The sequence below is a fragment of the Pseudomonas sp. 10B238 genome (assembly GCF_000970615.1).
Lineage (GTDB): Bacteria > Pseudomonadota > Gammaproteobacteria > Pseudomonadales > Pseudomonadaceae > Stutzerimonas.
Genome location: NZ_KQ033941.1, coordinates 88,155 through 111,386 on the forward strand (window position 1 = coordinate 88,155; position 23,232 = coordinate 111,386).

Genomic DNA, 23,232 nt, shown 5'->3' on the forward strand with positions numbered 1-23,232 from the left:
ACCCCCCAACAGGCCGACATGGGCCAAGTAGGCTAGGAAGCCAGCCACGCCTAGCAGCCCGAAGGCCCCGGCGATTTCCTTTGCGGCGTTCATGGCTGCTCTCCTTGCTGGGCGGCGTCTATTGCTTCGTCTAGGCGATCTCGGCTTGGGCAGTCAGTCCCCGGCTTGGCTTGTTGCTTCGGATCGCGAATGACGCATAGCGGGCTGTTCCACCAGTCGGCCATCCGCAGCCACCGATACCGCTCGGCATCCTTCTGCGCTGCATCCCGCTCAGCGAGAAGGGCTTCGTAGTCGGAGACCCGAACCCAGTCGCCAAGCACGTCCTCATGCATCAGCGCGCTCAGTCCGTAGTAGCCGAACGGGTCATACCGCTTCACTTCCTTGCTCATGCCGCCACCTCATGTTCTGCCATGCCATACAGCCGATCCGTCAGCGCGTTCAGGCTGGTCAATATCTGCGCCTCGGTTTCCAGAGGGCTCGGCTTCAGGTAGATGTACTCGCTCAGCGTCTGTGCGTAGCTGGGATCGGCGTAAACCGTGCCGGCCGGGTCAACGCTTACCGCCAGCGTCTCGACGTGACCGTTGAAGTTGATGTGTGCGATGTGCCGGCCCGACTCTTTCAGATGAATGCAGGCCGAAAACAGCCGCTCAACTTCCTCTCGAATCTTGTCGTTCATGCTGCGTCTCTCCTGATCTCTTCGGCGTGTTCGCGGCGCCGGTTGGCCTCGTGTTCGAGGAAATCGTCTATCCGGTCATCGCAGTAGTCGATGAAGGCCTGGACGGTTGCTTCGTCGTGCTCGTCGAGCTGATCCCTGATCGCCTCTTCAAGCGTTGTGTTATCAGCAGGCAGGGACGGCTCTCGGCGCCGCTGGCCGCGTACTAGTGCGTTCATGCTGAATCCTCGCGGAATGGCACCCACTGCAAAGCCCCCGTCCTGTATCGCAGGACCAGTGGTTACAAGGGGAGGCTTTGCGGTGAGTGCTGGGGTAGGAAGGCCGCTATCGGCGGCAAGTCGGCCATCTCAACGGGCAAGCTGTGAGAGCCCGCCAATGGCTGCCGGTGTTTTACGCAATCAGGGCACTACCGGCTTATCCCTGTCGCGGATATCCCGAAGGTCCGCCGAGCGCGGATGTGATTCATGGCGCTACCAGCACCGGGCGCCGTCCGGTTATTACAGGCCCGTTAGGGTCTGGTCTGGCTGGCTCAGGAGGGGGTTATTTGGTGCGGGCTTGCTCTTTGATCAGTGCAGAGCGAGAGGCTTCCCAGCCAGAACAGAAGCTGTCGATGCTGACAATCTCATCTGCGAGCTCGAATGCTCGCTTCCAGTGCGCATTGGTTTCGCCTTCAATCAGCTGACTGGCAACCCGACTTCTGTATTTGCGGAATGCTTGATGCATTTCTTCCATCATCCTTCTCCTTTCAAATTCCTCCCCCACCACTCAGCAATGATCCATACGATCCAGATAGCGGTGAGGAGGAGTAAGCCGTGATAGGGGGTCATGCCGTGCCGCGGGCCTTAGCTATTGCCGCCCTTGCTGGTTGAGTCGTGAAACTGTCTGGCGCGTACTCTCCCGAAATGATGGCCTCAACCAGATCGGCAAGTTCGGTCAGCGCCTCAAGCAGCTCAGGCGCGGCGGCTATCAAGTGTGCATTGGCGTACGTCTCAACGCCGTGATGCCAGACCTTAGCTCCGCCCAAATCGACAGGGCTTATTGCGCATATGCCAAGCCCAACGTCATTGGCTGGAGAAATATCACTGCCGTCTACGATCCACGGCCCAGGCGTATGTCCGTTACTCATCTCATCCTCCTATGTGCTGATGGGTGCCCATGGGGCGGGGCTAGAGGTCGATTTCCTGAACCTCGAAAACCTGCTCAGGCTTCTCGAAAATATCTTCATCTGCGTATGCCTCTCGGAAGTACTCGGCGAGTGATGAGCATTCACCCTTAGGTCGACGCTTCCCTGCCGCCGTCATGGCGTCATACTCATCTGCAAAGCACACGCCTTCCGTTTTTCCCTTGTTCCAAACCAGATAAACCTTTGCCATTTCGGTATCTCCGTTGTTTATCTCTGCCTCTCCAGCCACACCTCATAAGCCAGGGTGGCTAATAGAACGGCTGCCATTAGGTACAGCTCGTGGAGGGCGGGCATGGGTTAGGCCGCTTCCCAGCCCAAGTTCTTGATGTAGTCGCCGCCAGCGCAGATGCGCAGATCTTCTATTGCTGACAGATCCTTGATCTCGTCCAGTGCCGCGCGCGCCCTTTCGGTGGCTAGCTCTGCGTGTCGTAGCTGCCAGCGCTTCCGCGACTTGTAGGACTCAAGCGCCTTGGCTTTTTCTGGGTACGCAAAACGCCTCCCTGATTCCTTCAGCACGCGCTTGGCATACTTGGGGATGCCACCACGCTCAAGTCGAGCCTTGGCGACATAGGCGTAGCTGGGAACTACCAGCCAGTAGCAGTGTTCGGTTTCGCGAATGACTACGTACCGCTTGCAGATGATCGAAACCCCTTCAGGGCCGATCTCGTCGATGTACCGGAAGTGATCCGGCCAAACTGGATTGCTCATCCTGATTACCTCCGTTCGTTGTTAAGCCACCAACTCCACATCATCCACTCGCTTAACCCTTGTCAGCGCCCCACCGTAAACTGCAGATCGGCGCGACGGCCTACCGCATGCCTTCCATACGGAAACTGCTCTGTGCCCCTGTCCTTGGGTACTAGCGATAGGGCGGGGCTGGGTGGCGCGGGTTGCTTGGCGGGCTTCATACGTGCCTCCTTGAACTGTCAAGGAATCCTTGGTAGTTCGTTTCGGTTGCTAGCTGCCGGGCCTAACGATGAGTGTTCGACTCGGCTATCAGCAGCCGGTCAATCTGCTGGTCAAGCTTCCTGTTCTCCAGGCTGTTGCTAAGCGCGCAAAGCAGCCAGATCACGATCCACAATCCGCCAGTCAGGATGCTGAAGATCAGGTGGAATATATGGCTCGTCTTCTTGCGGCGCATTTCAAGCATTACTGCGTGAGTGCTCATGTGTGATGCCTCGTTGGTTGTCTTCCCGATGAGCCCTGTCGCCAAGGCTATTGCGATTTCACAAGCCCACTTTTGCGGAGTTTCTCGATCAGCTCCGGGGTTTCCTTTAGAAGCCAACAGGCAGGCATTGAAACTATCTTTTGCTTGCGTTCGCGCCCGACCAAGTCAAGTACGACGTTTCCGCATACGGCGTGTCCGGTCTTGCAGAAGGTTCCAGAGCGCCAGGCTAGCTTGTGCCCCGGATAGAGCTCGTAACCGTTGATGATCACGCGGTCGCTCATATCAGTCTCCTTGTTAGCGGCTCGTTTCCCGCTGCCCACTCCAGAAGAATGGGCAGAAGGAATCGTCTCGCCGATATCTTGCGCTTCGTGCCCGCTGCTGATTGCAGGCCTTGAGTCTTCAGTGGTTTGGCATCGGGGCTTCCTGGTCACGTCGCTCGATCAGCGTTGCGGCGTGGTCATCGGTCAATACAACATGCGGGGTACAGCCCCTGGCGCCCGGTTAAGTAGGCACACCGCATGAGGTCCGGCGCTCCTCATAGCCGAGGCTCGGAGCGCTAATTCTGTTTCTACGCATTGCCCGTTCGGGTCATTCGCTCGGTTCGGTCAGCACCTCGCCTGTTCCAGCCCCTCAATGGCTTTTCCAGTGCGCCGGTCGCCGTCGAGGCAATGCGGTTTGTGTTGCGGCAAATTCTTAAAGAGTTTCCGGGGATTCACCCGAGGCCCATTTCGAGGCCCTGAAGCGTGGCGCGCTTCGATGGGTGTAAATTTAGCGGGATGATAAATATCAGTCAATAGCATTTTGTTAAATATTCCAAAAACATTTAGCAGGACGGATAATTAATGGCAGGGCGCGGTCACAAGGGCGGCGCTGATGGAAAGCGCAAAACACGCAGATTCCGACAGGAGGCACGTATGGCAGGCGTAACGGTGCGAGGGCAGATAGATTGGGCGGTGCGAGATGAGCGCTTTAGCGTGCCGGTAGGCGGCGCCGTAGAGCTTGGGAGGGTTGCCGTAAGGCTGCTAGTCGAGGAGTTCGGAACCGACCAGGCACGACAAATACTCCGCGATGAACTCGCAGAGTATCTGTTGGATTACAAGGGGGCTGGAGCAGATGACAGGAGTGCGCGTCGAGAGTGAGGCTATAGAGGCTCGTTGCGGCGCCGCACTGGGCGGATCGTAGACCACCAGAAGACAAAGCCGATAATCGTGATGGACTCGGCTACCTCTTCGGCAGTATAGAACTCGTCCGGGTACTCCTCTGAGTTCTCGGAGCGCAGGCGGAGCCCGCCGCCAGGGATTCGGTACAGGTACTTAACTCGCAGCAGGCCGTCATGTCTTAGCGCATAGATTGAGCCGTCGAAGACTTCCTTCGTTCCTACGTCAATGCCTATCGTGGCGCCGTCTAGAATGAGTCGTGCCATGCTATAGCCTGAAACCTGTGCGGCTATAGCGTTTTCCGGCTCGACCCCCGCAGCGCGCAGCGTAGAGCGCGACAGCCGAATTACCTTCCCGGTTATTTCTGGAGCATCACAGCTGCCGTCTCCGGCCGCCAGCTCAACCTCTTTGTAAAGCGGTACTGCCACGTCGTCACCCTCCAGAGGCGTATCGCTGCCCCAGGGAGATATCTCGCCTAGCACGTGCAGCTCGTTGTCGCCTGGAGAGGATATCGGGAAATCGAGGACATTGTTTAGCTCGCCGCTACTCCGTCCGTCGCTTGACGTCAGATTACTGTCCGAGCCGTGTATCTGGTCGAACCATCCTCGCGGCAGCAGCTCAGCAAGCTCAATCCGCCGAGCCATCTCGTCGCCAAGCTGGCGGGGCGTTTTATCTGACAGCACCTGGCTGATGTAAGACGGAGATGTTCCCCATATTTCGGCGCAGGCCCGCTTAGTCCGCCCCTTTAAGAGCGCGAGCAAATTAATGCGCCGAATGTCGTTGATATCCATGCACAGACCCTTGTCTCCGGTAACCGAATTTACCGGAGACGTAGTCTTGCAGCTATCCGTTAAATTAAGAATAAACAATACGCTAACGCTCCCCTTGCTCTAGCGTTATCAAACCGCTAAATTAGCTCCTGTATTCACAGGAGTCTCCCTATGTCGACCCAGATCAGCGAATGGCTCAACAGCCACTGCGACAACGAGCGAAAGAAGCTCGCTGAAGCGGCGTCCACATCTGTTGGCTATCTCTGGCAGCTGGCCGGCGGTCACCGCAAGGCTTCTCTTGAGTTAGCCGCCCGCCTCAACAAGGCAAGCAAAGGCGCGCTGACTCTTGAAGGCATGCGTCCCGATCTCGTGGAGATCCTCACCAAGACCAAGCGTAGCCGTAAGGCCGCCTAACAACTCCGTCGCAGCAGAAGGAAATTGCCATGTACATGGACCCAAGCCAGAAACGTTCTATCCCCGTCAAGGTTCGGTTTGAGCCTGTTCTTGACCGAATCCTGCGCAAAGCAGCCGACAAGTCCAGACGCCAGTACGCGACCTATCTGTACGAAGTAATCGACTGGGCCATAGCCAATGGAGCTATCGAGGAGCTGATGCAGGACCGGGAAGAGAATATCGCGGGCTGAAGCCCCTATGGAGGGCCGAATGCATTTTCAAAGAGAAAACCTGCCCGCAGAGGCTAGGGAAAAGATCACCGCACTTATGAATGCCAGGGGCTGGAGCTTTGAGCAGGCAATTAACGAGATAGCGATTGTGGGGGTAGCGAATGGCGCGACCTCCGCAGTTGGCCGGCACAAGGCTCCGGTTCTTCATCTGGTGCCCCTGAATAGGGACTCCGGGAGGGGCTGAGCAAGACCCTGAATAGGGTACGTCCGAGGCCCTCTTAGGGGGCTTGAAAAAAACCAAGGCAATAAAAAAGCCACCGGACGAGGGTGGCTTCTTCAACAGCGGTACAACGAGAACAGGAAAGATTATGGACAACGTGATTCACATAAGCAACACCAAGCGGGGGTTTACCCGGATGGACAACAGCATCATGGATGCCATGGCTGCAGTTGATCTGCCAGCTCGCGAGTTCCGCGTTCTGATGGCAGTGGCACGCCAGACCATTGGATACCAGACCGAGACCAAGCGTCTGTCTGCTGATGAGCTGGGTAGGCTCACCAACATGCGCCGGGATGTTGTCTCCAAGGCGATCAGTCATCTCCTTGAGCGCCGCATCATGTTCCGCGTAGGTGGAAGCCGTGGCGAGTTAGGTATTTCCCCTGTCTCCGAGTGGTCCTTCTACGAAGAGAAACAAGACCGTCTCACTGAGACCAAAACGTCTCACTCAGCCCAAATCGTCTCACTGAGAAATGACGCGAGTGAGACCAAAACGGCAACTTGCTTCCTTTATACAAAGAAAACAACTCTTCCTTCGGAAGAGATTGTAACGCCCCACGTGAAGAGCAAGCCTGCTGCCAAGGCGAAGAGCCGCAAGCCATCCTCGGCAGGGTTCGGCCTGACTCACATGCTGGCTGATAACCCCCATGCCATCCCTGATCAACTGCTTCAAGACTGGGTTGCCCTGCGCAAGCAGAAGCGCGCCGCACTGAGCGCAACCGTCTGGACCGCCCTGAACGCCGAGCTGGACAAGTGCGTAGCCGCAGGCATCTCCGCTGAGACCGCAATGACCGAAGCGCTGGTCGCTGGCTGGCAGGGTTTCAAGGTCGATTGGATTGTTAACCGCTTGACCACTGAGGGCCGTCTGCAGGCTCGCAACACCTCGGCTCCCGACTTCCACAGCGGTGACACCAGCTGGGCAAACGACTTGGGAGACCTGTGATGCGAAACGTCAATGATCTGATCCCGTCCGCCACCAGCGGCAACCACGTCGCCGTTGCTGAGCCAGTCACTGCGCCACGCGCTATCGACCAAGGCACCGCCAGCGTCGTGAACAAGCTCTTCGTCGAGCTGCAATCCATCTTCCCCGCCTGGAAGCAGGCATGGCCGACCACTGAGGCGCTGGACGCTGCCAAGAAGTCTTGGATCAAGGGATTCATGGCCGCTGGTATCAACTCGCTCGAGCAGATCCGCTTCGGTATCCAGCAGTGCCGCAAGTCCGGTGGCGACTTCGCGCCGAGCGTCGGCCGCTTCATCCGCTGGTGTGAGCCGAGCCCGGAAATGATGGGCCTGCCAGATGCCGCGAAGGCGTACCGCGAAGCCTGCCGCATTGCACACCCGGCAGCAGACCGCACCGGCGTACATGCAGCGGTATACCACGCCGCTTGTGAAACCGGCTTCTACGAACTGTCCAGCCTGCCCGAAGAGCGCAGCCGCAAGCTGTTCGAGCGCAACTACGGCATCACCGTCCGGATGGTTATGACCGGCGAGCCGCTTCGGGAAATCCCGCTGGCCCTGCCTGAAACCGTGACCGTCTGCACGCCGGAAGTCGGGCTCGCAGCTCTGGCCGCACTGCGCGCGAAGGTGAAGGCATGAACCGCTCTCACTCCCCAACGCCGCCGCAACTGGCGCGAATTGGCGAATACAAGGCACAGGGTTACGTAATCGACCCTACTAAATCCAGCGAATCGGTAGAGATGACCAAGGGCGCTCGTCGGATAGCAATCTGCTGGAACGGAACGGTTAAGGCATTGGGGGCGGGTAAATGAATCAGCACGACAGAGATAGCGCAGAGCTTCGCCGGCTGTGTGCCGAGCGTGATCTTTACAAGGCTCAACGAGACGAATTGAGGCAGGCACTCAACCACTATCGGAGTCGTTTCTATGTGGCGCAGCAAGCCAAATACCCGCACGAGGCAATGGATGCTCTCGCGCTCTCTCGCTACCGCGTCGTCGGCTCTGGTCCCGGCACTTTGCACCGATACGCAGTTCGAGCGGGAGACGGCGAGCAAGAGCTATATCGCGGCAGCAAGTCAGACTGTGAACACGTTGCTCGCAGACTTGCCGGGGCGTTTCTCGACGGAGGGTTAGCCATTAGCGGTATCCACACCGCCTCGCAGGCCGAGCAGCAGCCGGAGCAGAGTGGCCTGGTCGAGACCGTGATGCGGGAGCCTTCGAAATGAGTGATTTTTCGGAGATGACAGAAGCCTTCGAGCAGGCCCGCACATTCGAACACCCGTGGCAGATGACCCGCGATGAGTGGAACGCAGCTCGCGAGGAAGTCCGCGCCAATGTTGCTCAGTGCCGGTTCACTGCTGCATCAGGATCGCAAGAGGTCGCGCGTCATGGCCGTCTGGTCTGGCTTCTCTACGGCGTCTGTGACCACGCCCGCCAGCAACTGAACCTTGCCCTGTCAGGCGAAATCACGCTGAGCGCAGACGAGTTCGCTGAGTGCCAAGAGCGAATCGACACCCCTGTGACGCATACGGACGTGATCGGCAAGGCGCTTTCCGAAGGTCAGCCGGTTCCGCTTCACGTCATCGCCAGCCTTCAACCAAACAGCAAGGAGGCAGCATGAGCCAGTTTGACTTCGCTGAGGCTTTCGAGCAGGCCCGCACAGCTCCCGACGTAACAGATCGCGCCACAGGGCTAGAGGAGGCAGACCGCATCGGTGGCGTGGCGCTGGTACAGGCCAGGCTGCATGGGCAGGGCGCTGAGTTCTGTGCCGACTGTGACGAGCCAATTCCAGACGCTCGCCGCAAGGCCTATTCGTCGGCAGTGTGCTGCGTGGACTGCCAGGGCCTGCGCGAGGGTCGCCGCAATGGCTAAATCCCCAAAGCCCATGCCGGTCTACATGACCCTTCGCAAAATGATCGACCCAGCTACCGGAAAGGAGCGTGCCGCATTCGTGGCCGCTTCCGATGCCGATGCAACGCTGATGGCTGAGCGCGGTTTCAAGCTCAACGCCAGGGTTCGCGCCGACCTCAAGCAGCCCCGCAACGAGCGATTCAACCGCCTTGTTCATGGCCTGGGCCGTGTACTGGTCCAGAACATCGACCGCTTTGCCGGTATGCAGGCACACGCCGCTATCAAGGAGCTGCAGGCCGAATCTGGCGTGTACTGCGACCGGGAAGAGTTCGACATTCCCGGCCTTGGTCGCCTGAGCCGCCTTGTTCCGCAAAGCCTCGCGTTCGATTCGATGGGCGAGGAGGCATTCCAAGACTTCTGGCGCCAGTGCTGCGCGTATCTGGTGAAGACCGATTGGCCGACGCTGACCGAAGATCGCCTGACCGGGATGGCTGAGTTCGAGACGTTCAGGGAGGTGGCATGAAGCAAACCAAGCTCACCAAGGCCGCGCGCGGTCGTGATTGCCAAGTTCGTTTGCCTGGCTGCCCCAACAACACCGAAACGACCGTTCTCGCGCATTACCGCCTCGCTGGTACATGCGGCATGGGTATCAAACCGAACGATCTGCAGGGAGCGCACGCCGATGATTATTGCCACTCAATCTGCGACGGCCGCACCAAGGCACCGGAAGGCATGACCCGCGAAGACATTCGCCTCGCTCACGCTGAAGGCGTGCTGCGGACCATTGACGTACTTGTGAAAGAGGGAGTGGTAGCAGCATGACCGACGCAATCAACCCAACCCATTACACCCGCGGCGGCGTTGAGTGCATCGACGCCATCGAGTCGGCCACGGTCGATAAGCACGGCATCGAGGCAGTCTGCACCGCCAACGTCATCAAGTACCTCTGGCGCTACGAGGCGAAGAACGGCATCGAGGACGTGAAGAAGGCCCGCTGGTATCTGGAGCGCCTGCTTGCTCACCTTGGCAAAGTGCAAGAAGCGCAGTTTGGTCAGCAGAACACCATCGACTACCGCACCGATGCCGAGAAGGCGGAGCGGCCATGAAGCTATCTCAGATCGATCTACAGGCGAGGCTAGGCGATGAAGTGCTCTGCGGCGAATGCTGGATTGAACTTGGCGGAATTGACTGCCGATGCTCGGGCGCTGATCGAAGCGGACAAGCAAGCCTGCCTGATCCGGTGGAAGGTGCGCGACCTCAAGGGGCCGGAGAAGCAGAGGCAGGGCAACGTACTGCTGGCAGCTGTTCCGGAGAGTGCGCGGCCTTCCGTTGTGCAAGCGCTGAAGGCGAGGGGGAGTAGATGAAATTGGCCGTCCCGACCGAGCACGAAGAACAAAAGAACGTCGTTAAGTGGTTCGACATGCAGTACCCGGCCCTGCGCGGTCGCTTGGCAGCCGTTCCGAATGGTGGCCAGCGCCACATAGCGGTAGCGGCAAAGCTCAAGGCTGAGGGCGTCCGCAAGGGATTCCCCGACATGATGCTTTTGAAGCCATCGGGCGGCTACTTCGGCCTATTCATCGAACTCAAGCGCATCAAGGGCGGCAGCGTATCGCCCGAGCAAGCCGATTGGCTCGACTGGCTCAGTCAGCAGGGTTTCTTGGCAGCAGTATGTAAAGGGGCTGATGAGGCCCGCAAGACTATTCAGGACTATCTGGGGAGAGCCGCCTAATGGCCGCACGCGTATTCACTGACGAGCAGCTTATCGAAGCGCTCAAGACCATGACGAACGCGCAAGCGGCCAAGCACTTCGGTGTCTGGACGCGCACGATCGAGGTTCGCCGGGCAAAGCTGGCTCGTAAGGGCTGGAGTCCTGAGCACGACATGACCAAGACCGTGCCGGATGGCTTTCACCTGAAGGGCACCTCGACGCTGTATGACGACGAAGGCAAGCCGAAGCTGCAATGGGTCAAGACCAGTATCGACCACGAGCGGCAGCGCGAGCTGTTCATGCAGGCCGCCGAGGCAATGGCCGCTGAGCTGCCGCAGGTTCGTTCGGTTATGTCGCCAGAGAAGACCCTGCCGCACCTGATGGCCGTATACCCAATCGGTGACGCGCATATTGGAATGCGGGCATGGGGCGAGGAGACGCAGGGCGAAAGCTGGGACATGACTCGCGCCGTTCAGGTCCAGTGCGGCGCGATGGCTGCCCTGGTGGAGCTGGCCCCGGCCGCAGAGCAAGCAGTCATCATAAACCTTGGCGACTGGTTCCACGCCGACAACATGGCAGGAATGACAGAGCGCTCCGGCCACGTCATGGATCTGGACGGCCGCTACGCCAAGATGATCGACGTAGGGATGATGGTCATGCGCCAGTGCATCACGTCAGCCCTGAAGAAGCACAAGACGGTTCGAGTGATCAACGTAGTCGGCAACCACGACGACACGGGCGCGCTCTGGATGAGCGTAGCCCTGCGCCACACCTACGAGAACGAGCCCCGCGTTCAGGTGGATCGCGCCCCGTCGGCATTCCACTACATCGAGTTCGGCAAGGTGCTGATTGGCTGCCATCACGGCCACACCTGCAAGGGTGAGCGTCTGCCCGGCGTCATGGCTGCAGACCAGGCTCAAGCCTGGGGCCGCACTGAGCATCGCTACTGGTATCTCGGCCACGTCCATCACCAGAGCGTGAAGGAGTATGCCGGCGTCACCGTCGAGAGTTTCAACACCCTCACCGCCAAGGACGCCTATGCAGCGTTCGGCGGCTACCGCGCACGCCAGAACATGAAGTGCATCGTCATGCATTCGGAGCACGGCGAAGTTTCGCGTCACACCGTCAGCCCTGAGATGTTGAAAGGAGAGGCAGCATGACCTACCCATCAGTTGTATCAGCAGTAGTCCGGGCTCTGGCTGCGGAGACGATCAATAGCGCGGGGGGCGTTGACTTCGAGCCAAAGGTTCAGGCTGCGCGTGTGCCGGGTGCGATCTGCGGCAAGGAAGAGGCTTTCTTAACGGACTGTTGGGTCCATGGCCGTCTGCATAAGGCATTGCCGGCTCACCTATGGGATGCGCTTACCTCGAAGTACAGCACTCACCTGGACCGCAAGCACGCAGCCATGATTGCTGTTGCGGGGCGCGTGAAGTCACCAGCGCCGAAGCGGTTCGTCGAATGCGCGACCGCAACCTGGGCATTCCCGAAGCTGCCGGGCGTGGATGGCAAGCGCTCGACCAATGTGCTGCCGGCCAGCTGGTACTTGCTTGATAACTGGGATGAGGACGGTCGCCCGCAGAAGACGCTGGAAAGATGGCGCCGGGACATTCGCCGGGATCTGGAGCGCATGGTGGATCTGGCGTTGGTTGAGGCTCATGAAATCCTCGCGGCTGAGGGGATTCTTTCTGATCAGGCTGCTTGATTGGTAGGAATCCTCACGAGCGCGAAGATATTTGCAATCTCCTATTGCATTTAGTAATCCGCTGAGCCAATATCCACCCATCCTGACCGATTTACGCGTTAAGGAATGACACTGAACAAATGAAGCCCCGGCACAGTGCAATCTGGTCGGGGTTTCGTCGTTATGCGCAAACGGTCGTACAGGGCTCACCTACCCAGCGCACCAATTCAACACATCCGCCATGCCTCTAGCCGCCTCGAACCCTGTTCAAGCCGGTCATGCACAAATCGCGCGGATCTTTATTCGCACCCCATTGCAAACTCTGCCCACCAATGTGCAGAAAACGCGCAATGCAGTGCAACCCTATTGCAAACGAATGCCAGGGCTGACTGGCTAAGCGTCAAGATAAGCGGGAGGCGGAAAGCGCGCCGACACGCTGGGAACCCTAGTAATAGGCATTACCCTACCCATGCCTGAGATCAGTACAGGCCGTTTGCAACCCATTACAAGCCTCGGCCATGTGTCGGGGCTTTCTTGTTTCCGGCCCCATGCCTTTGACTGCTTCCTAGCTCCGAGCGGATAGCGATAGGCATGTGAGGCCTGACTTATTCACGAGACTCCACTATGACCGACAGCCATGAGGGCAGAACAGTGCATGAGCGAGTCGGTGCCTTGGAGCAAGAGGCAGCCGTAACCCGGCACCGTCTCGACAGATTCGACCGCGACCATGCGCAATCGCCCAATCGCCTGACCAAGCTTGAGCAACAGTTCGAGCACATGACCCGCCAGCTCACCGCAATCGGAGAGAGCCAGGACGAGGTATCCGGGAAGGTCGACACGCTGAGTACCAAGCTCACCTACGGCATCGGTGCCGGCGTGGTGCTGGTGGCAGTGTTCGACAAGCTATGGCCGTTCGTTGCCAAGGGGTTAGGCTCATGAACCTGATTCCTGAGTGGCGCAAGTCGTGGCGCCTATCAAGCATTCAGTTCGCACTCATCACAGCAGCGCTAAACGCAGCAGCGGTGGGGTGGGTAGCGTTCGACGGACACATCAGTCCGATCCTGTGGGCCAGCGTGAACATGGTTCTGGGTATGGCTGCCGCTATCTCCAGGGTGATCCCTCAGCCGAAGGTTACGGGTAACGATCCATGAGACGCGCCCACGCCTACCTCCTATCCGCCTACCTAATAGCCTGCCTATGTGGCCTGCTCATCTGTGAGGCCTGGAGATGGGGGAGGAGAGAGTGGAAGCACAAGAGGGTTCGTTGTACCAAGCGGCCAACCGTTAACCAATAGAGAAAACACCATGGCACGTCCAAGTAAGTACAAAGCTGACTTTGCCGAGCAGGCGAGAAAGCTGTGCAAGCTTGGCGCCACCGATCAGGAATTGGCTGATTTCTTCGAGGTGGCGATCAGTACGCTCAACCTCTGGAAGATTCAGCACCCTGAGTTTTCGGAGTCCTTAAAGCTCGGCAAGGAAGTGGCAGACGAGAGAGTCACCAATGCCCTGTACCAACGGGCAATGGGCTACAGCCATCCAGACACTGATATCCGGGTCATTGACGGCGCGATCGTTGAGACGCCGCTGATCAAGCATTACCCGCCAGACACAACCGCCGCGATCTTCTGGCTGAAGAACCGCAAGTCGGATGAGTGGCGCGACCGTCAAGAGGTTGTGCACGACGTAGTGGGCACGCTCGCAGATAGGATGGCTAAAGCTCGTGAAAGGACAAAGCAGGAATGACCTTGAGCTTCAGCTGATCGATGACATTGCCAGCTTCACTCATGATCCGCAGGGCTTCGCGATGTACGCGTTCCCATGGGATGAGGGTGAGCTTTCCGGCGTTGAGCGTCCTCGCGACTGGCAGTGGGAAACGATGGGCGTCATTGGCGACCATCTCAGTAATCCAGAGACGCGCTTTCAGCCGCTGATGATCTCGGTAGCGTCTGGTCACGGTATCGGCAAGTCAGCCGAGATGGGCATGATCCTCAACTGGGCCATGTCCACCTGTGAAGATTGCAAGGTCGTCGTAACGGCCAACACTGAGAACCAGCTACGGACGAAGACGTGGCCAGAGATCGGCAAGTGGTTCCGCCTGGCGATCAACAAACACTGGTTCAACGTCACCGCGACGAAGGTTGCCTCGGTTGACCCTGAGCACACCGACAGCTGGAAGGCTGACGCGGTGCCTTGGAGTGAGCACAACACCGAAGCATTCGCCGGCCTGCACAACAAGGGCAAGCGCATTGTCCTGATCTTCGACGAAGCCTCGAACATTGCCGACAAGGTGTGGGAGGTCGCAGAGGGAGCGCTGACGGACGAAGACACCGAGATCATATGGTTGGCCTTCGGTAACCCGACGCGCAACACAGGCCGCTTCCGTGAGTGCTTCACGCGCTACAAACACCGCTGGGTCACCAAGCAGGTTGACTCACGCACCGTAGACGGCACGAACAAGCAACAGATCGCCAAGTGGGCGGATGACTACGGCGAAGACTCCGACTTCTTCCGTGTGCGTGTGCGCGGCATGTTCCCGAGGGCGTCCGACTTGCAGCTGATTCCGACTGATTGGGTGGCTGAGGCCATGCGGCGCGAGGCTGTGTTCGGTCTGTCTGATGCGCTGGTCTGCGGTATCGACATTGCCCGCGGTGGTGCTGACAACAACGTCATTCGCTTCCGGCGTGGCTTGGATGCTCGATCGATCAAGCCTATCCGCATCCCTGGCAGCGAGACGCGAGACACCACTGTGTTCATCGCCAAGGTGTGCACGACGGTGCAAGAACACAAGCCGGACGCTGTATTCGTCGACTCGACTGGCGTCGGCGGGCCAGTGGCTGACCAGCTGCGACGGCTCATGCCTGGCATCGTCATCATCGACGTGAACTTCGCCAGCGCTGCCCCTGATAACCACTACGCGAACATGCGGACGTACATCTGGTGGATGTTGCGCGAGTCGCTGCGTGCTGGCCTTGCCATCGAGCAGTGCCCGGACCTTGAGGCTGAACTGACCTCGCCGGAGTACACGCACAACCAGCGGGACCAGATCGCGCTGGAGAAGAAGTCAGAGATCAAGAAGCGCCTCGGGATCAGTCCTGATGACGCCGACGCACTGGCTCTGACCTTCACATTCCCCGTCCAGAAATCCCAACACACGCACGAGCAGGGTACAGCGCTGCTCAGCGACTACGACCCATTCGCGAGGCCATGACCATGTGCAGCACCAAACTCAAGAAGATCATCAAGAAGGTGGACCCGCTCATGGGCGGTGACAAGATCCTGGACGAACTGGGCCTGCCATCTGTGTTCGGCGATGAGCAGGGCTTCGTCCAAGAGCCAATCGAGATGGGCGCCTCGCAGGTTGCTGCGGCCCCTGATGCTCCGACCGAAGTCGATGGCGGCGTATTGGCTGCCCGTGATGACGAACGCCGTCGCCGCGCTGCTGCAGCAGGCCAGAACAGCACCATCCTGACTGGTGGCCTTGGTTCCGCAAACACTGGGCAGAAAACACTTCTGGGGGCGTAAATGGCTGACTCTCTGCGTCAACAGCTGGACCGTCGGCTGTCCCAGCTCAAGAACGAGCGCGACAAGGGCTGGCTGCCACTGTGGCGCGACATCAGCGATCACATTGCTCCGGATATGGGGCGATGGAATACCTCGGATGTGAACGAAGGCAAGCGCCGCGATCAGTTGATCATCAACTCGACCGGGCGCAGCGCGCTGAAGATCCTGGCCTCTGGCATGTTTTCCGGCATGACCAGCCCGTCACGGCCTTGGTTCAAGCTGGCCACGCCTGACGCTGCGCTGATGGAGTTCGGGCCGGTCAAGACCTGGCTGCATCAGGCCGAGCTGGCCATGCAGGACGTGTTTGCACGCTCCAACCTCTACAACGTGTTGCCCACTCTGTACGCAGAGCAGGGCGCGTTCGGTGTTGGTGCTATTGCCTGCATGCCTGATGATGACGAGTTCATCAGGTTCTACAACTTCACGGCCGGCAGCTACATGGCCGCAACGAGTGCCAGGCAGCAAGTCGACACCCTCTATCGCGAGTTCAAGATGACCGCGCGGCAGATGGAGCAGCAGTTCGGCAAGGAAGCGCTCAGCTCCACCGTGCAAACGCTGCTGGGCACCAATCCTGATGCCTGGGTCGACGTGTGCCATGCAGTAGAGCCCAATGACAAGCGCATCGCCACACGCGATGACAGCCGCAATATGCCGATCCGCTCCGTCTACTGGGAGAAGGGCGGCGACCAAGACAAGATGCTCCGCGAGTCGGGCTTCAAGTCCTCACCAATCATGGTCCCGCGCTGGGATGTGAATGGGGAGAACGTCTACGGCTCCGGCCCCGGCTCGGTTGCGTTGGGTGACACCAAGGCGCTGCAGCTGATGGAGAAGCGCAAAGCTCAGATGCTGGAGAAGGGCGTCAACCCGCCGATGGGGGCGCCTGGCTCTCTGCGTGGGCAACGTGCATCGATCCTGCCGGGTGATATCACTTACATCGATCAGAACGCCATAGGGCAGGGTTTCGCGCCGCTGTATCAGATCGACGCCTCATGGTACGGCACATTGCGTGCCGAGATCATGGCGCACGAAGAGCGGATCAACACAGCATTCTTTGTCGACCTGTTCCTGATGATCAGCAGTATGGACGACGTGCGTACAGCGACCGAGATCGCCGCGCGCAAGGAAGAGAAGATGCTGATGCTCGGCCCTGTGCTCGAACGCATGAACGACGAACTGCTAGACCCGCTGATCGATCGCGTGTTCAGCCTGATGATGGAGCAGTCTGCTCCGCGCTGGGCTGGCTTGCTTCCAGGCAATCCGATGCTGCCGCCTCCGCCGAAGGAGTTGGCCGGCATGGACCTGAACGTCGAGTACGTGTCGATCCTGGCTCAGGCACAGAAGGCGCTTGGCGTGTCGGGCATCGAGCGGGCCATCGGCTTTGCGGGCAACCTCGCAGGCATACAGCCGGACATCATCGACAAGATCGACTTCGATCAGGCCGTCGACGAGTACACCGCAATGTTGGGTGTGCCGCCGACGATTGTCCGTTCGGATCAGGATGTTGCGCAGATGCGCCAGGCGCGTGCTCAAGCCCAGCAGCAGCAGGCCGCCATGGAGCAGATGAGCGCAGGCATCCAAGGCGCCAAGCTTCTCTCCGAAACCGACGTCTCCGGCGATAACGCACTCACCGCACTGGTAGGCCAATGACCAACGCAGCCAACAAAGCCGCCGCCGACAAGGCCGCGGTACTGGATCAGTTCGCCTCGAAACAGGCCGACGATGACTTCCTCTGGCTGATGGGCCAGCAGTCCGGGCGCCGCTTCGTGTGGGGTCTGCTGAGCCGCTGCAACCTGTTCTCAACCAGCTTCAACACCCACGGCGGGCTGATGACGCTGGCCGAGGGTAAGAAGCAGATCGGCTACCAGTACCTGGAAAAGATCAACCAGCTCTGCCCTGACCTCTACGTCGTGATGATGAACGAGGCAAACGAGGCCGTGCACAACCGACTGCTCCAACTGGAGCAAACAGAGGGAACCAATGACTGACTCTACTCAAGCAAGCGCTCCGGAATCACCCACCAGCGCAGCGGCAGACGTTCAGTCCGGAGCCCCTGCAGTTGCACCTGTGACCGAGCCAACCCCGGCAACGCCGGAAGCTCCCGCAGCGGCAACGGCAGAGGCACCCGGCCAGCCAGCAACGCCAGTGGAATACACGGACTTCGCCGTGCCGGAAGGCTTGGAGATGGACGCGGAAGTGCTGACCAACTTCAAGGGGATCGCCAAAGAACTCGGCATTCCTCAAGAGGCAGCACAGAAGCTCATCGACTTGCAGGCATCGCTGGAGACCAAGCGTTCCGCTGCAGCAGAGCAGGCGAAGGCCGAACAAGCGCAGCAATGGGCAGCCCAGATCAAGGCCGACAAGGAACTGGGCGGCGAGAACTACAGCAAGACCGTAGAGACCGCCGTGAAGGCCATTGAGCAATACGGCTCCCCCGAGCTGCGCAGCCTACTGAACGAAACCGGGATCGGTAACCACCCCGAGCTGGTGAAGTTCTGTCATCGCATTGGCAAGGCCATCTCCGAGGATGGCCTGGTAATGGGCGGCACCCAATCCGCTCGCGAAATGAGCATTGTCGACGCCTTCAAGTAAGGCAAAACCGAGATCAGTAAGGAGAACCCACAATGGGTATTTTGACTTCCACCATGCCGACTCTGCTGGATAAGTTCAGCCGATCGGAGAAAGACGGCAAGATCGCCAAAATCGTTGAACTCATGGCCAAGCAGAACGATGTTCTGATGGACGCCGAGTATCAGGAGTGCAACGACGGCAGCAAGCACAAGACCACCATGCGCTCCGGTATCCCTGAGCCAACCTGGCGCATGTTCAACAAGGGCGTCCAGCCTTCCAAGTCCACCACTGTTCCGGTGCTCGACACCACTGGCATGATGGAAGACTACGGCCTCGTTGATAAGGCGCTGGCTGACCTGAGCGGCAACGCTGATGCCTTCCGCGTGTCCGAGAACATCGCCAAGCTGCAGGGCTTCAACAACAAAGCCGCGCGCTACATGATTTACGGCAACACCGACTCCGAGCCGGAGGCGTTCCTCGGCCTGGCTCCGCGTTACAACGACAAGTCGGCCGAGTCTGGCGCAAACATCGTTGACGCTGGCGGCACCGGTGCTACCAACACCTCCATCTGGTTCGTGACCTGGGGCGAGCAAACCACTCACCTGCTCTATCCAAAGGGCAGCGTGGCCGGCTTCCAGCACCGCAACCTGGGCGAAGACACCGCCAAGGATTCCGCTGGCGGCGAGTTCCAGGCGTACCGCGACCATTTCAAGTGGGATCTCGGCATGTCCGTGCGCGACTGGCGTGCAAACGCTCGTATCGCGAACATCGACGTCACTGCTCTGACCAAGGACGCCGCGACTGGTGCCGACCTGATCGAGAAAATGATCGAGGCGTTCTACCTGCTGGAGAACCCGATGCAGGGCGAAGGCCGCACGGTCATCTACTGCAACCGCACGATTCAGACCTTCCTGCACAAGCAGGCGGCCAATGCCAATAACGTCAACCTGACGCTGGGCGAGTACGCCGGCCGCAAGATCCCTGAATTCCTGGGTATGCCGATCAAGCGTGTTGACGCCATCCTCAATACAGAAGCCCGCGTGGTTTAAGGAGACTCATCATGCTTTTTGACGCGAAACTTCTGATGTCCAATCATCAGGCCATCACCGCGACCGCCGCCTCCACCGACGTAATCGACACGGGCAGCACTAAGGACGTAGGCAAGGACGGCAGTGTCCCGCTTGCCGTTCAAGTTACCGAAACCTTCAATGCTCTCGACAGCCTGAGCATTGCCATCCAGACCGACGGCGATTCAGCCTTTGGCTCGCCCAAGACACTGGCAACCGTCACCGTCCTACTGGCCGACCTGAAGGCCGGCTATCAGCTGCCAATCATCACCCTGCCGCAAGGGTGCGAGCGCTACATTCGCCTGAACTACACCGTCAACGGTGTAGGTGTGCCGACCGCTGGCAAGGTCACTGCAGGCATCGTGGCTGGGGTGCAGACCAATGGCTAAGCACTACAAGGTGCTTGAGCGCTCCTTCATCAACGGGCGTCTGTGCGAGCCCGGCGATGTTGTGTCGCTTGAGATCGACAGCCCCGGCGGTCACCTTGAAGAAGTGAAGGCCGGACCCAAGCAGGAAAAGGCAAAGCCCGGCCAAAAGCCGGCCGCCAAGCCTGAAGAAAAGCCGGAAGACAACCTTCCGGACGCGTAACACCAAGGGGCCTACGGGCCCCTTTCTATTTCCGGAGATCGCATGGCCAGTGTCGTCCAAATCTGCAACATGGCGCTTACCCGCATCGGGCAGAACCAGTTCATCGACTCGATAGACGAGCAGAGCAAGGCGGCCGAGCTGTGCGCGCTCCACTATGAGCAGGGCCGCGATCAGGTGCTGCAAGACTTCCCCTGGCCGTTTGCTGAGGCGCGTGTCTCGCTGGCTGACATCGGGTCACCGCCGCAAAACTGGGCCTATCGGTATCGCTACCCGACCGACTGCCTACAGATCCGGCACATCACCACGCCAGGTATGCGTCAGCCGCGTGTCGAGCAGCGCGTGCAGTTCAAGGTCATCAATGCCGCAGGCGGGCGAGCGATCGTCACCGACCAAGCAGAAGCCGAACTGGTTTACACCCTCAAGGTTGAGGACACGACCTACTTCTCTCCGCTGTTCACCAGCGCCCTTGCGTGGCGCCTCGCGGCAGAGCTGGCAATGGGTCTGCAGGCGCGCCCCGAGAACTACAGCGCGGCCATTCAGAACTACCTAATCACCATCGACCAGGCCAGAGCCCTTGCGTTTGAAGAAAGCGAGGAGGGGCCGTTTCCTGAATCCGAGTTCATACAGGCGCGCAACTAATGGGAACATCCACCATTCAGCCGTCGTTCGCGGCCGGTGAGCTTGCGCCTTCACTGTATGCGCGCGTCGACCTCGCCCGTTACCAGACCGGTCTGCGCCTGTGCTCGAACTTCTTCGTCATGCCCTATGGCGGCGTGAAGAATCGCCCCGGCACCGTGTTCATCAACGAGACCAAAGGCAGTGGCGAGGCCCGCCTGATCCCGTTTCAGTTCAACGATGAGCAAACCTATGTGCTGGAGTTCGGCAGCCTGTACATGCGCGTCTACAAGGACGGCGGCGTGGTCGAGTCGAGCCCTGGCGTGCCGTATGAAATCACGACACCCTTCACCGCTGCGCAGCTGTTCGAGCTGAACTACACGCAGTCGGCTGACATTATGACCATCGTGCATCCGTCGCACGCGCCTCGGCAGTTGTCTCGCTTGGGGCACGACAACTGGACGCTGGCCGAGATCAGCTTCGTTCCAAGCATCTCTGCGCCGAGCGGGCTGTCTGGCTCCGCCCGCTCGGGCGGGTCTGGTGATACCACCTCATATCGCTACGTCGTCACCGCAGTGGCTGACAGTGAGGTTCCGGAAGAAAGCCTGCCGTCTGCATCGGTCACGGTGGCGAGCTGGGACAGCAAGGCTGGCGCTACCTTGAGCTGGGCCGCTGTCGCTGGCTCGGACTATTACAACGTTTACAAGGACAGCAACAGCTCAGGCATCTACGGCTTCATTGGCAAGGCTGATGGCCTGACCTTCAACGACATCAACATTGCGCCAGTCAAGACCGACACGCCGCCGACGGGCAACAATCCGTTCGTGGGTGCTGGAAGCTATCCGGGCGCGGTGGGCTACTACCAGCAGCGCCTGTGCTTCGCGGGGTCAGACCTCGCTCCGCAAACCTTCTGGATGAGCAAGACCGGCAACTTCAAGAATTTCGGCTACGCCACGCCGGTAAAGGATGACGACTCGATCACCTTCACCATCGCGTCGCGCCAGGTGAACCGGTTCCGTCACATCCTGCCGCTTCGGCAGTTGCTGGGCCTGACATCGGGTGGCGAGTGGGTCATCTCTGGAGGTGAATCAGGCATCACAGCCAAGACAGTGAAGGCCGAGATTCAGAGCTACAACGGTGTGTCGAAGATTCCGCCGATCGTCATCAACGACTCGGCCATCTACGTCCAGCAGCGCAACAACGCAGTGTCCTCACTGGCCTACACCTTCGAGGCTGACGGGTTTTCGGGCGATGATCTCACCAAGTTTTCGCCGCACTTCTTCCGCGGCTACACGCTGGTTGACTGGACCTATCAGCAGATCCCTGACCGCCTAGTCTGGGCGGCGCGCAATGATGGGGCCTTCCTCGGCATGACCTTCCTTCCGGAAGAGCAGCTGTTGGCCTGGCATCAGCACCACACGGACGGCTTTGTTGAGTCGGTCTGCTGCATTGCAGAAGGCCAGATGGACGCGCTCTATCTGCTCGTTCGCCGCACCATCAATGGCGTGACTAAACGCTACGTCGAGCGCATGGCAACCCGCGACATTACTGATGCTGAAGACGCGTTCTTCGTGGATTGTGGGCTGACCTACGACGGGCGGAACAAGAATGCATCGGCAACACTGACGCTCAGCGGCGGCACGGATTGGAAGTATCCGCAGGCGGTAACTGTCACGGCGACTGGTCACGCATCTTTCACGGCTGGCAGCGTTGGCCGCACCTACCGGCTTCGCTCTGGCACTGAGATGGTACGGGTTGAGGTCACGGCTTACACTTCGTCGACCGTCGTCACCGGCAAGTTGCTGGAGATCTGTCCGGAAAGCCTGCGTGATGTTGCGGTTAGCGACTGGGCACTGATGGCTTCAACCATTGCCGGCCTGGGTCATCTTGAGGGTAAGACCGTTGCCATCCTCACTGACGGCGACGTGCACCCGCAGCGCGTCGTATCGGGCGGCTCTATCAGCCTGCAGCACGCATCGGCTGTGGTTCATGCCGGCCTGCCCTATGTGGCCGAGATGGAAACGCTCGAAATCGACTGGGCGGACGGTAATTCCGGCACGAAGTTGGACCGCAAGAAGATCATCCCGAGCGTCACGGCGTATCTGGAGGCGTCTCGTAACTTCTGGGCGGGGCCAAAGCGCGGCGGGAAGTTGTACGAGTCGAAGCCGGATTACCGAGAAACCTACGACGCACCGGTCGCCACGACTACAGGCATAACCGAACTGAAAATCGAATCAGTCTGGCAAGAGTCTGGCCGCGTCTACATCCAGCAGCCCGACCCGCTGCCGCTCACCGTTCTGGCGCTTATTCCGGAGATCACCATCAGTGGCAAAGGCTGAAGTTCTACCCATTGAGCCAGGCGACATCGAGGCGGTATTGCCGATCATTCGCCAGGCAGACCGGGACGAGATCGAGGAGGCCCTGCAGATACCACTGGATACCTGCCTCGCTGAAGGCCTGGAACAGTGCTGCAAGGCGTCCAAGATCGTCGTCAATGGCCTGATCGTGGCGCTCTTCGGTGACAGCCGGCACGACGAGCAGCTGGGCATTCCCTGGCTCGTCAGCACCGTGCACGTCGAGCGTTACCCGCGGGCGTTCCTGCAGGTCTGCAAGCCGGAAGTCGAGGAGATGCTGACCCGGCACGAGGCGCTGGTCAATTTCGTCGATGTTCGCAACACCGTGGCAATCCGCTGGCTGTCCTGGCTGGGTTTCACCTTTGGTGAGCCTGAGCCATACGGCCCGCTAGGTATGCCCTTCAAACCCTTTTGGATGAAACGGAGCACCTGA

38 protein-coding genes are annotated in these 23,232 nt (G+C 59.3%); 29 read left to right on the plus strand and 9 right to left on the minus strand.

The window, feature by feature from the left end; translation table 11 throughout:
• Positions 1-89: 89 nt before the first annotated feature.
• The 7 genes from RT21_RS19980 to RT21_RS20010 form a co-directional block, all read right to left on the minus strand.
• A complete protein-coding gene (locus RT21_RS19980) occupies positions 90-389 on the minus strand; it encodes a hypothetical protein (protein WP_046164112.1) in 300 nt (99 codons plus the stop codon).
• Positions 386-676 (minus strand): hypothetical protein, encoded by a 291-nt coding sequence (locus RT21_RS19985; RefSeq protein WP_046164113.1) that lies wholly within the window; start codon positions 674-676, stop codon positions 386-388. The genes RT21_RS19980 and RT21_RS19985 overlap by 4 nt, the downstream gene beginning before the upstream one ends.
• Positions 673-891, minus strand: a complete 219-nt coding sequence (locus RT21_RS19990) for a hypothetical protein (protein ID WP_046164114.1) — start codon at positions 889-891, stop codon at positions 673-675. The genes RT21_RS19985 and RT21_RS19990 overlap by 4 nt, the downstream gene beginning before the upstream one ends.
• A 322-nt stretch (positions 892-1,213) precedes the next feature.
• Entirely contained in the window at positions 1,214-1,405 is a 192-nt protein-coding gene (locus RT21_RS19995; RefSeq protein WP_042919533.1) for a hypothetical protein, read from the minus strand.
• Positions 1,406-1,496: 91 nt separating this feature from the next.
• Positions 1,497-1,799, minus strand: a complete 303-nt coding sequence (locus tag RT21_RS20000; RefSeq protein WP_046164115.1) for a hypothetical protein — start codon at positions 1,797-1,799, stop codon at positions 1,497-1,499.
• A gap of 40 nt (positions 1,800-1,839) precedes the next feature.
• Positions 1,840-2,046, minus strand: a complete 207-nt coding sequence (locus tag RT21_RS20005; RefSeq protein ID WP_046164116.1) for a hypothetical protein — start codon at positions 2,044-2,046, stop codon at positions 1,840-1,842.
• A 107-nt stretch (positions 2,047-2,153) separates the two neighbouring features.
• The gene (locus RT21_RS20010; RefSeq protein WP_046164117.1) at positions 2,154-2,564 is read right to left on the minus strand and encodes a hypothetical protein; all 411 of its coding nucleotides are present in this window, start codon (positions 2,562-2,564) and stop codon (positions 2,154-2,156) included.
• 268 nt (positions 2,565-2,832) lie between these two features.
• Between RT21_RS20010 and RT21_RS23685 the strand changes: the two genes are divergently transcribed.
• Entirely contained in the window at positions 2,833-3,030 is a 198-nt protein-coding gene (locus RT21_RS23685; protein WP_156155739.1) for a hypothetical protein, read from the plus strand.
• 41 nt (positions 3,031-3,071) lie between these two features.
• Here RT21_RS23685 and RT21_RS20020 read toward each other — a convergent pair whose 3' ends face one another.
• Together RT21_RS20020 and RT21_RS20030 are read right to left on the minus strand one after the other, a co-directional pair.
• A complete protein-coding gene (locus RT21_RS20020) occupies positions 3,072-3,305 on the minus strand; it encodes a hypothetical protein (protein WP_046164119.1) in 234 nt (77 codons plus the stop codon).
• An 860-nt stretch (positions 3,306-4,165) separates the two neighbouring features.
• The gene (locus tag RT21_RS20030; RefSeq protein ID WP_046164121.1) at positions 4,166-4,972 is read right to left on the minus strand and encodes a S24 family peptidase; all 807 of its coding nucleotides are present in this window, start codon (positions 4,970-4,972) and stop codon (positions 4,166-4,168) included.
• 150 nt (positions 4,973-5,122) lie between these two features.
• Between RT21_RS20030 and RT21_RS20035 the strand changes: the two genes are divergently transcribed.
• The 28 genes from RT21_RS20035 to RT21_RS20175 all read left to right on the plus strand — a co-directional run bounded on the left by RT21_RS20035 (position 5,123) and on the right by RT21_RS20175 (position 23,232).
• Positions 5,123-5,365 (plus strand): helix-turn-helix domain-containing protein, encoded by a 243-nt coding sequence (locus tag RT21_RS20035; RefSeq protein ID WP_046164122.1) that lies wholly within the window; start codon positions 5,123-5,125, stop codon positions 5,363-5,365.
• A gap of 29 nt (positions 5,366-5,394) precedes the next feature.
• A complete protein-coding gene (locus RT21_RS20040) occupies positions 5,395-5,595 on the plus strand; it encodes a hypothetical protein (protein WP_046164123.1) in 201 nt (66 codons plus the stop codon).
• A 347-nt stretch (positions 5,596-5,942) separates the two neighbouring features.
• Positions 5,943-6,794, plus strand: a complete 852-nt coding sequence (locus RT21_RS20050) for a replication protein (protein WP_046164125.1) — start codon at positions 5,943-5,945, stop codon at positions 6,792-6,794.
• Entirely contained in the window at positions 6,794-7,447 is a 654-nt protein-coding gene (locus tag RT21_RS20055; RefSeq protein ID WP_046164126.1) for a replication protein P, read from the plus strand. Before RT21_RS20050 ends, RT21_RS20055 begins: the two co-directional genes overlap by 1 nt.
• Positions 7,444-7,620 (plus strand): hypothetical protein, encoded by a 177-nt coding sequence (locus RT21_RS23690; RefSeq protein WP_156155740.1) that lies wholly within the window; start codon positions 7,444-7,446, stop codon positions 7,618-7,620. The genes RT21_RS20055 and RT21_RS23690 overlap by 4 nt, the downstream gene beginning before the upstream one ends.
• Positions 7,617-8,033, plus strand: coding sequence for a hypothetical protein (locus RT21_RS20060; RefSeq protein WP_046164127.1), 417 nt, complete (start codon positions 7,617-7,619; stop codon positions 8,031-8,033). The genes RT21_RS23690 and RT21_RS20060 overlap by 4 nt, the downstream gene beginning before the upstream one ends.
• Positions 8,030-8,428: a hypothetical protein gene (locus RT21_RS20065; protein WP_046164128.1), complete on the plus strand. Its 399-nt coding sequence runs from the start codon at positions 8,030-8,032 to the stop codon at positions 8,426-8,428. Before RT21_RS20060 ends, RT21_RS20065 begins: the two co-directional genes overlap by 4 nt.
• Complete coding sequence (locus RT21_RS20070) at positions 8,425-8,679, plus strand: TraR/DksA C4-type zinc finger protein (protein WP_046164129.1); 255 nt, start codon at positions 8,425-8,427, stop codon at positions 8,677-8,679. The genes RT21_RS20065 and RT21_RS20070 overlap by 4 nt, the downstream gene beginning before the upstream one ends.
• On the plus strand, positions 8,672-9,181 hold the full coding sequence (locus tag RT21_RS20075; protein ID WP_046164130.1) for a hypothetical protein: 510 nt from the start codon (positions 8,672-8,674) through the stop codon (positions 9,179-9,181). Before RT21_RS20070 ends, RT21_RS20075 begins: the two co-directional genes overlap by 8 nt.
• Positions 9,178-9,480 (plus strand): DUF1364 domain-containing protein, encoded by a 303-nt coding sequence (locus tag RT21_RS20080; protein ID WP_046164131.1) that lies wholly within the window; start codon positions 9,178-9,180, stop codon positions 9,478-9,480. Before RT21_RS20075 ends, RT21_RS20080 begins: the two co-directional genes overlap by 4 nt.
• Positions 9,477-9,764 (plus strand): DUF3310 domain-containing protein, encoded by a 288-nt coding sequence (locus RT21_RS20085; protein WP_046164132.1) that lies wholly within the window; start codon positions 9,477-9,479, stop codon positions 9,762-9,764. The genes RT21_RS20080 and RT21_RS20085 overlap by 4 nt, the downstream gene beginning before the upstream one ends.
• Before the next feature lie 254 nt (positions 9,765-10,018).
• Positions 10,019-10,387, plus strand: coding sequence for a VRR-NUC domain-containing protein (locus RT21_RS20095; protein WP_046164134.1), 369 nt, complete (start codon positions 10,019-10,021; stop codon positions 10,385-10,387).
• On the plus strand, positions 10,387-11,526 hold the full coding sequence (locus RT21_RS20100) for a hypothetical protein (protein ID WP_046164135.1): 1,140 nt from the start codon (positions 10,387-10,389) through the stop codon (positions 11,524-11,526). Before RT21_RS20095 ends, RT21_RS20100 begins: the two co-directional genes overlap by 1 nt.
• Positions 11,523-12,068 (plus strand): hypothetical protein, encoded by a 546-nt coding sequence (locus tag RT21_RS20105; RefSeq protein ID WP_046164136.1) that lies wholly within the window; start codon positions 11,523-11,525, stop codon positions 12,066-12,068. The genes RT21_RS20100 and RT21_RS20105 overlap by 4 nt, the downstream gene beginning before the upstream one ends.
• A 603-nt stretch (positions 12,069-12,671) precedes the next feature.
• Positions 12,672-12,986, plus strand: a complete 315-nt coding sequence (locus tag RT21_RS20110; protein WP_046164137.1) for a hypothetical protein — start codon at positions 12,672-12,674, stop codon at positions 12,984-12,986.
• The gene (locus tag RT21_RS20115) at positions 12,983-13,198 is read left to right on the plus strand and encodes a DUF7940 domain-containing protein (protein ID WP_046164138.1); all 216 of its coding nucleotides are present in this window, start codon (positions 12,983-12,985) and stop codon (positions 13,196-13,198) included. Before RT21_RS20110 ends, RT21_RS20115 begins: the two co-directional genes overlap by 4 nt.
• Before the next feature lie 153 nt (positions 13,199-13,351).
• Positions 13,352-13,789, plus strand: coding sequence for an SAM-dependent methyltransferase (locus RT21_RS20120; RefSeq protein ID WP_046164139.1), 438 nt, complete (start codon positions 13,352-13,354; stop codon positions 13,787-13,789).
• Positions 13,767-15,254 (plus strand): terminase, encoded by a 1,488-nt coding sequence (locus RT21_RS20125; protein ID WP_046164140.1) that lies wholly within the window; start codon positions 13,767-13,769, stop codon positions 15,252-15,254. Before RT21_RS20120 ends, RT21_RS20125 begins: the two co-directional genes overlap by 23 nt.
• A 2-nt stretch (positions 15,255-15,256) precedes the next feature.
• Positions 15,257-15,568 carry a hypothetical protein gene (locus tag RT21_RS23940; protein WP_218186917.1) on the plus strand — a complete coding sequence of 104 codons (312 nt, stop codon included), beginning with the start codon at positions 15,257-15,259 and terminating at the stop codon, positions 15,566-15,568.
• Entirely contained in the window at positions 15,569-17,254 is a 1,686-nt protein-coding gene (locus tag RT21_RS20135; RefSeq protein WP_046164141.1) for a portal protein, read from the plus strand.
• Positions 17,251-17,592: a hypothetical protein gene (locus RT21_RS20140; RefSeq protein WP_052724777.1), complete on the plus strand. Its 342-nt coding sequence runs from the start codon at positions 17,251-17,253 to the stop codon at positions 17,590-17,592. Before RT21_RS20135 ends, RT21_RS20140 begins: the two co-directional genes overlap by 4 nt.
• Positions 17,585-18,196, plus strand: coding sequence for a peptidase (locus RT21_RS20145; RefSeq protein WP_156155741.1), 612 nt, complete (start codon positions 17,585-17,587; stop codon positions 18,194-18,196). The genes RT21_RS20140 and RT21_RS20145 overlap by 8 nt, the downstream gene beginning before the upstream one ends.
• Positions 18,197-18,228: 32 nt before the next feature.
• Positions 18,229-19,224: a major capsid protein gene (locus RT21_RS20150; protein WP_046164142.1), complete on the plus strand. Its 996-nt coding sequence runs from the start codon at positions 18,229-18,231 to the stop codon at positions 19,222-19,224.
• 11 nt (positions 19,225-19,235) lie between these two features.
• On the plus strand, positions 19,236-19,631 hold the full coding sequence (locus tag RT21_RS20155; protein ID WP_045429797.1) for a Bbp16 family capsid cement protein: 396 nt from the start codon (positions 19,236-19,238) through the stop codon (positions 19,629-19,631).
• Entirely contained in the window at positions 19,624-19,830 is a 207-nt protein-coding gene (locus RT21_RS20160) for a hypothetical protein (RefSeq protein ID WP_046164143.1), read from the plus strand. The genes RT21_RS20155 and RT21_RS20160 overlap by 8 nt, the downstream gene beginning before the upstream one ends.
• A gap of 42 nt (positions 19,831-19,872) precedes the next feature.
• The gene (locus RT21_RS20165) at positions 19,873-20,469 is read left to right on the plus strand and encodes a phage connector family protein (RefSeq protein ID WP_046164144.1); all 597 of its coding nucleotides are present in this window, start codon (positions 19,873-19,875) and stop codon (positions 20,467-20,469) included.
• The gene (locus RT21_RS20170; RefSeq protein ID WP_046164145.1) at positions 20,469-22,784 is read left to right on the plus strand and encodes a phage tail protein; all 2,316 of its coding nucleotides are present in this window, start codon (positions 20,469-20,471) and stop codon (positions 22,782-22,784) included. The genes RT21_RS20165 and RT21_RS20170 overlap by 1 nt, the downstream gene beginning before the upstream one ends.
• Positions 22,771-23,232 (plus strand): hypothetical protein, encoded by a 462-nt coding sequence (locus tag RT21_RS20175; RefSeq protein WP_046164146.1) that lies wholly within the window; start codon positions 22,771-22,773, stop codon positions 23,230-23,232. Before RT21_RS20170 ends, RT21_RS20175 begins: the two co-directional genes overlap by 14 nt.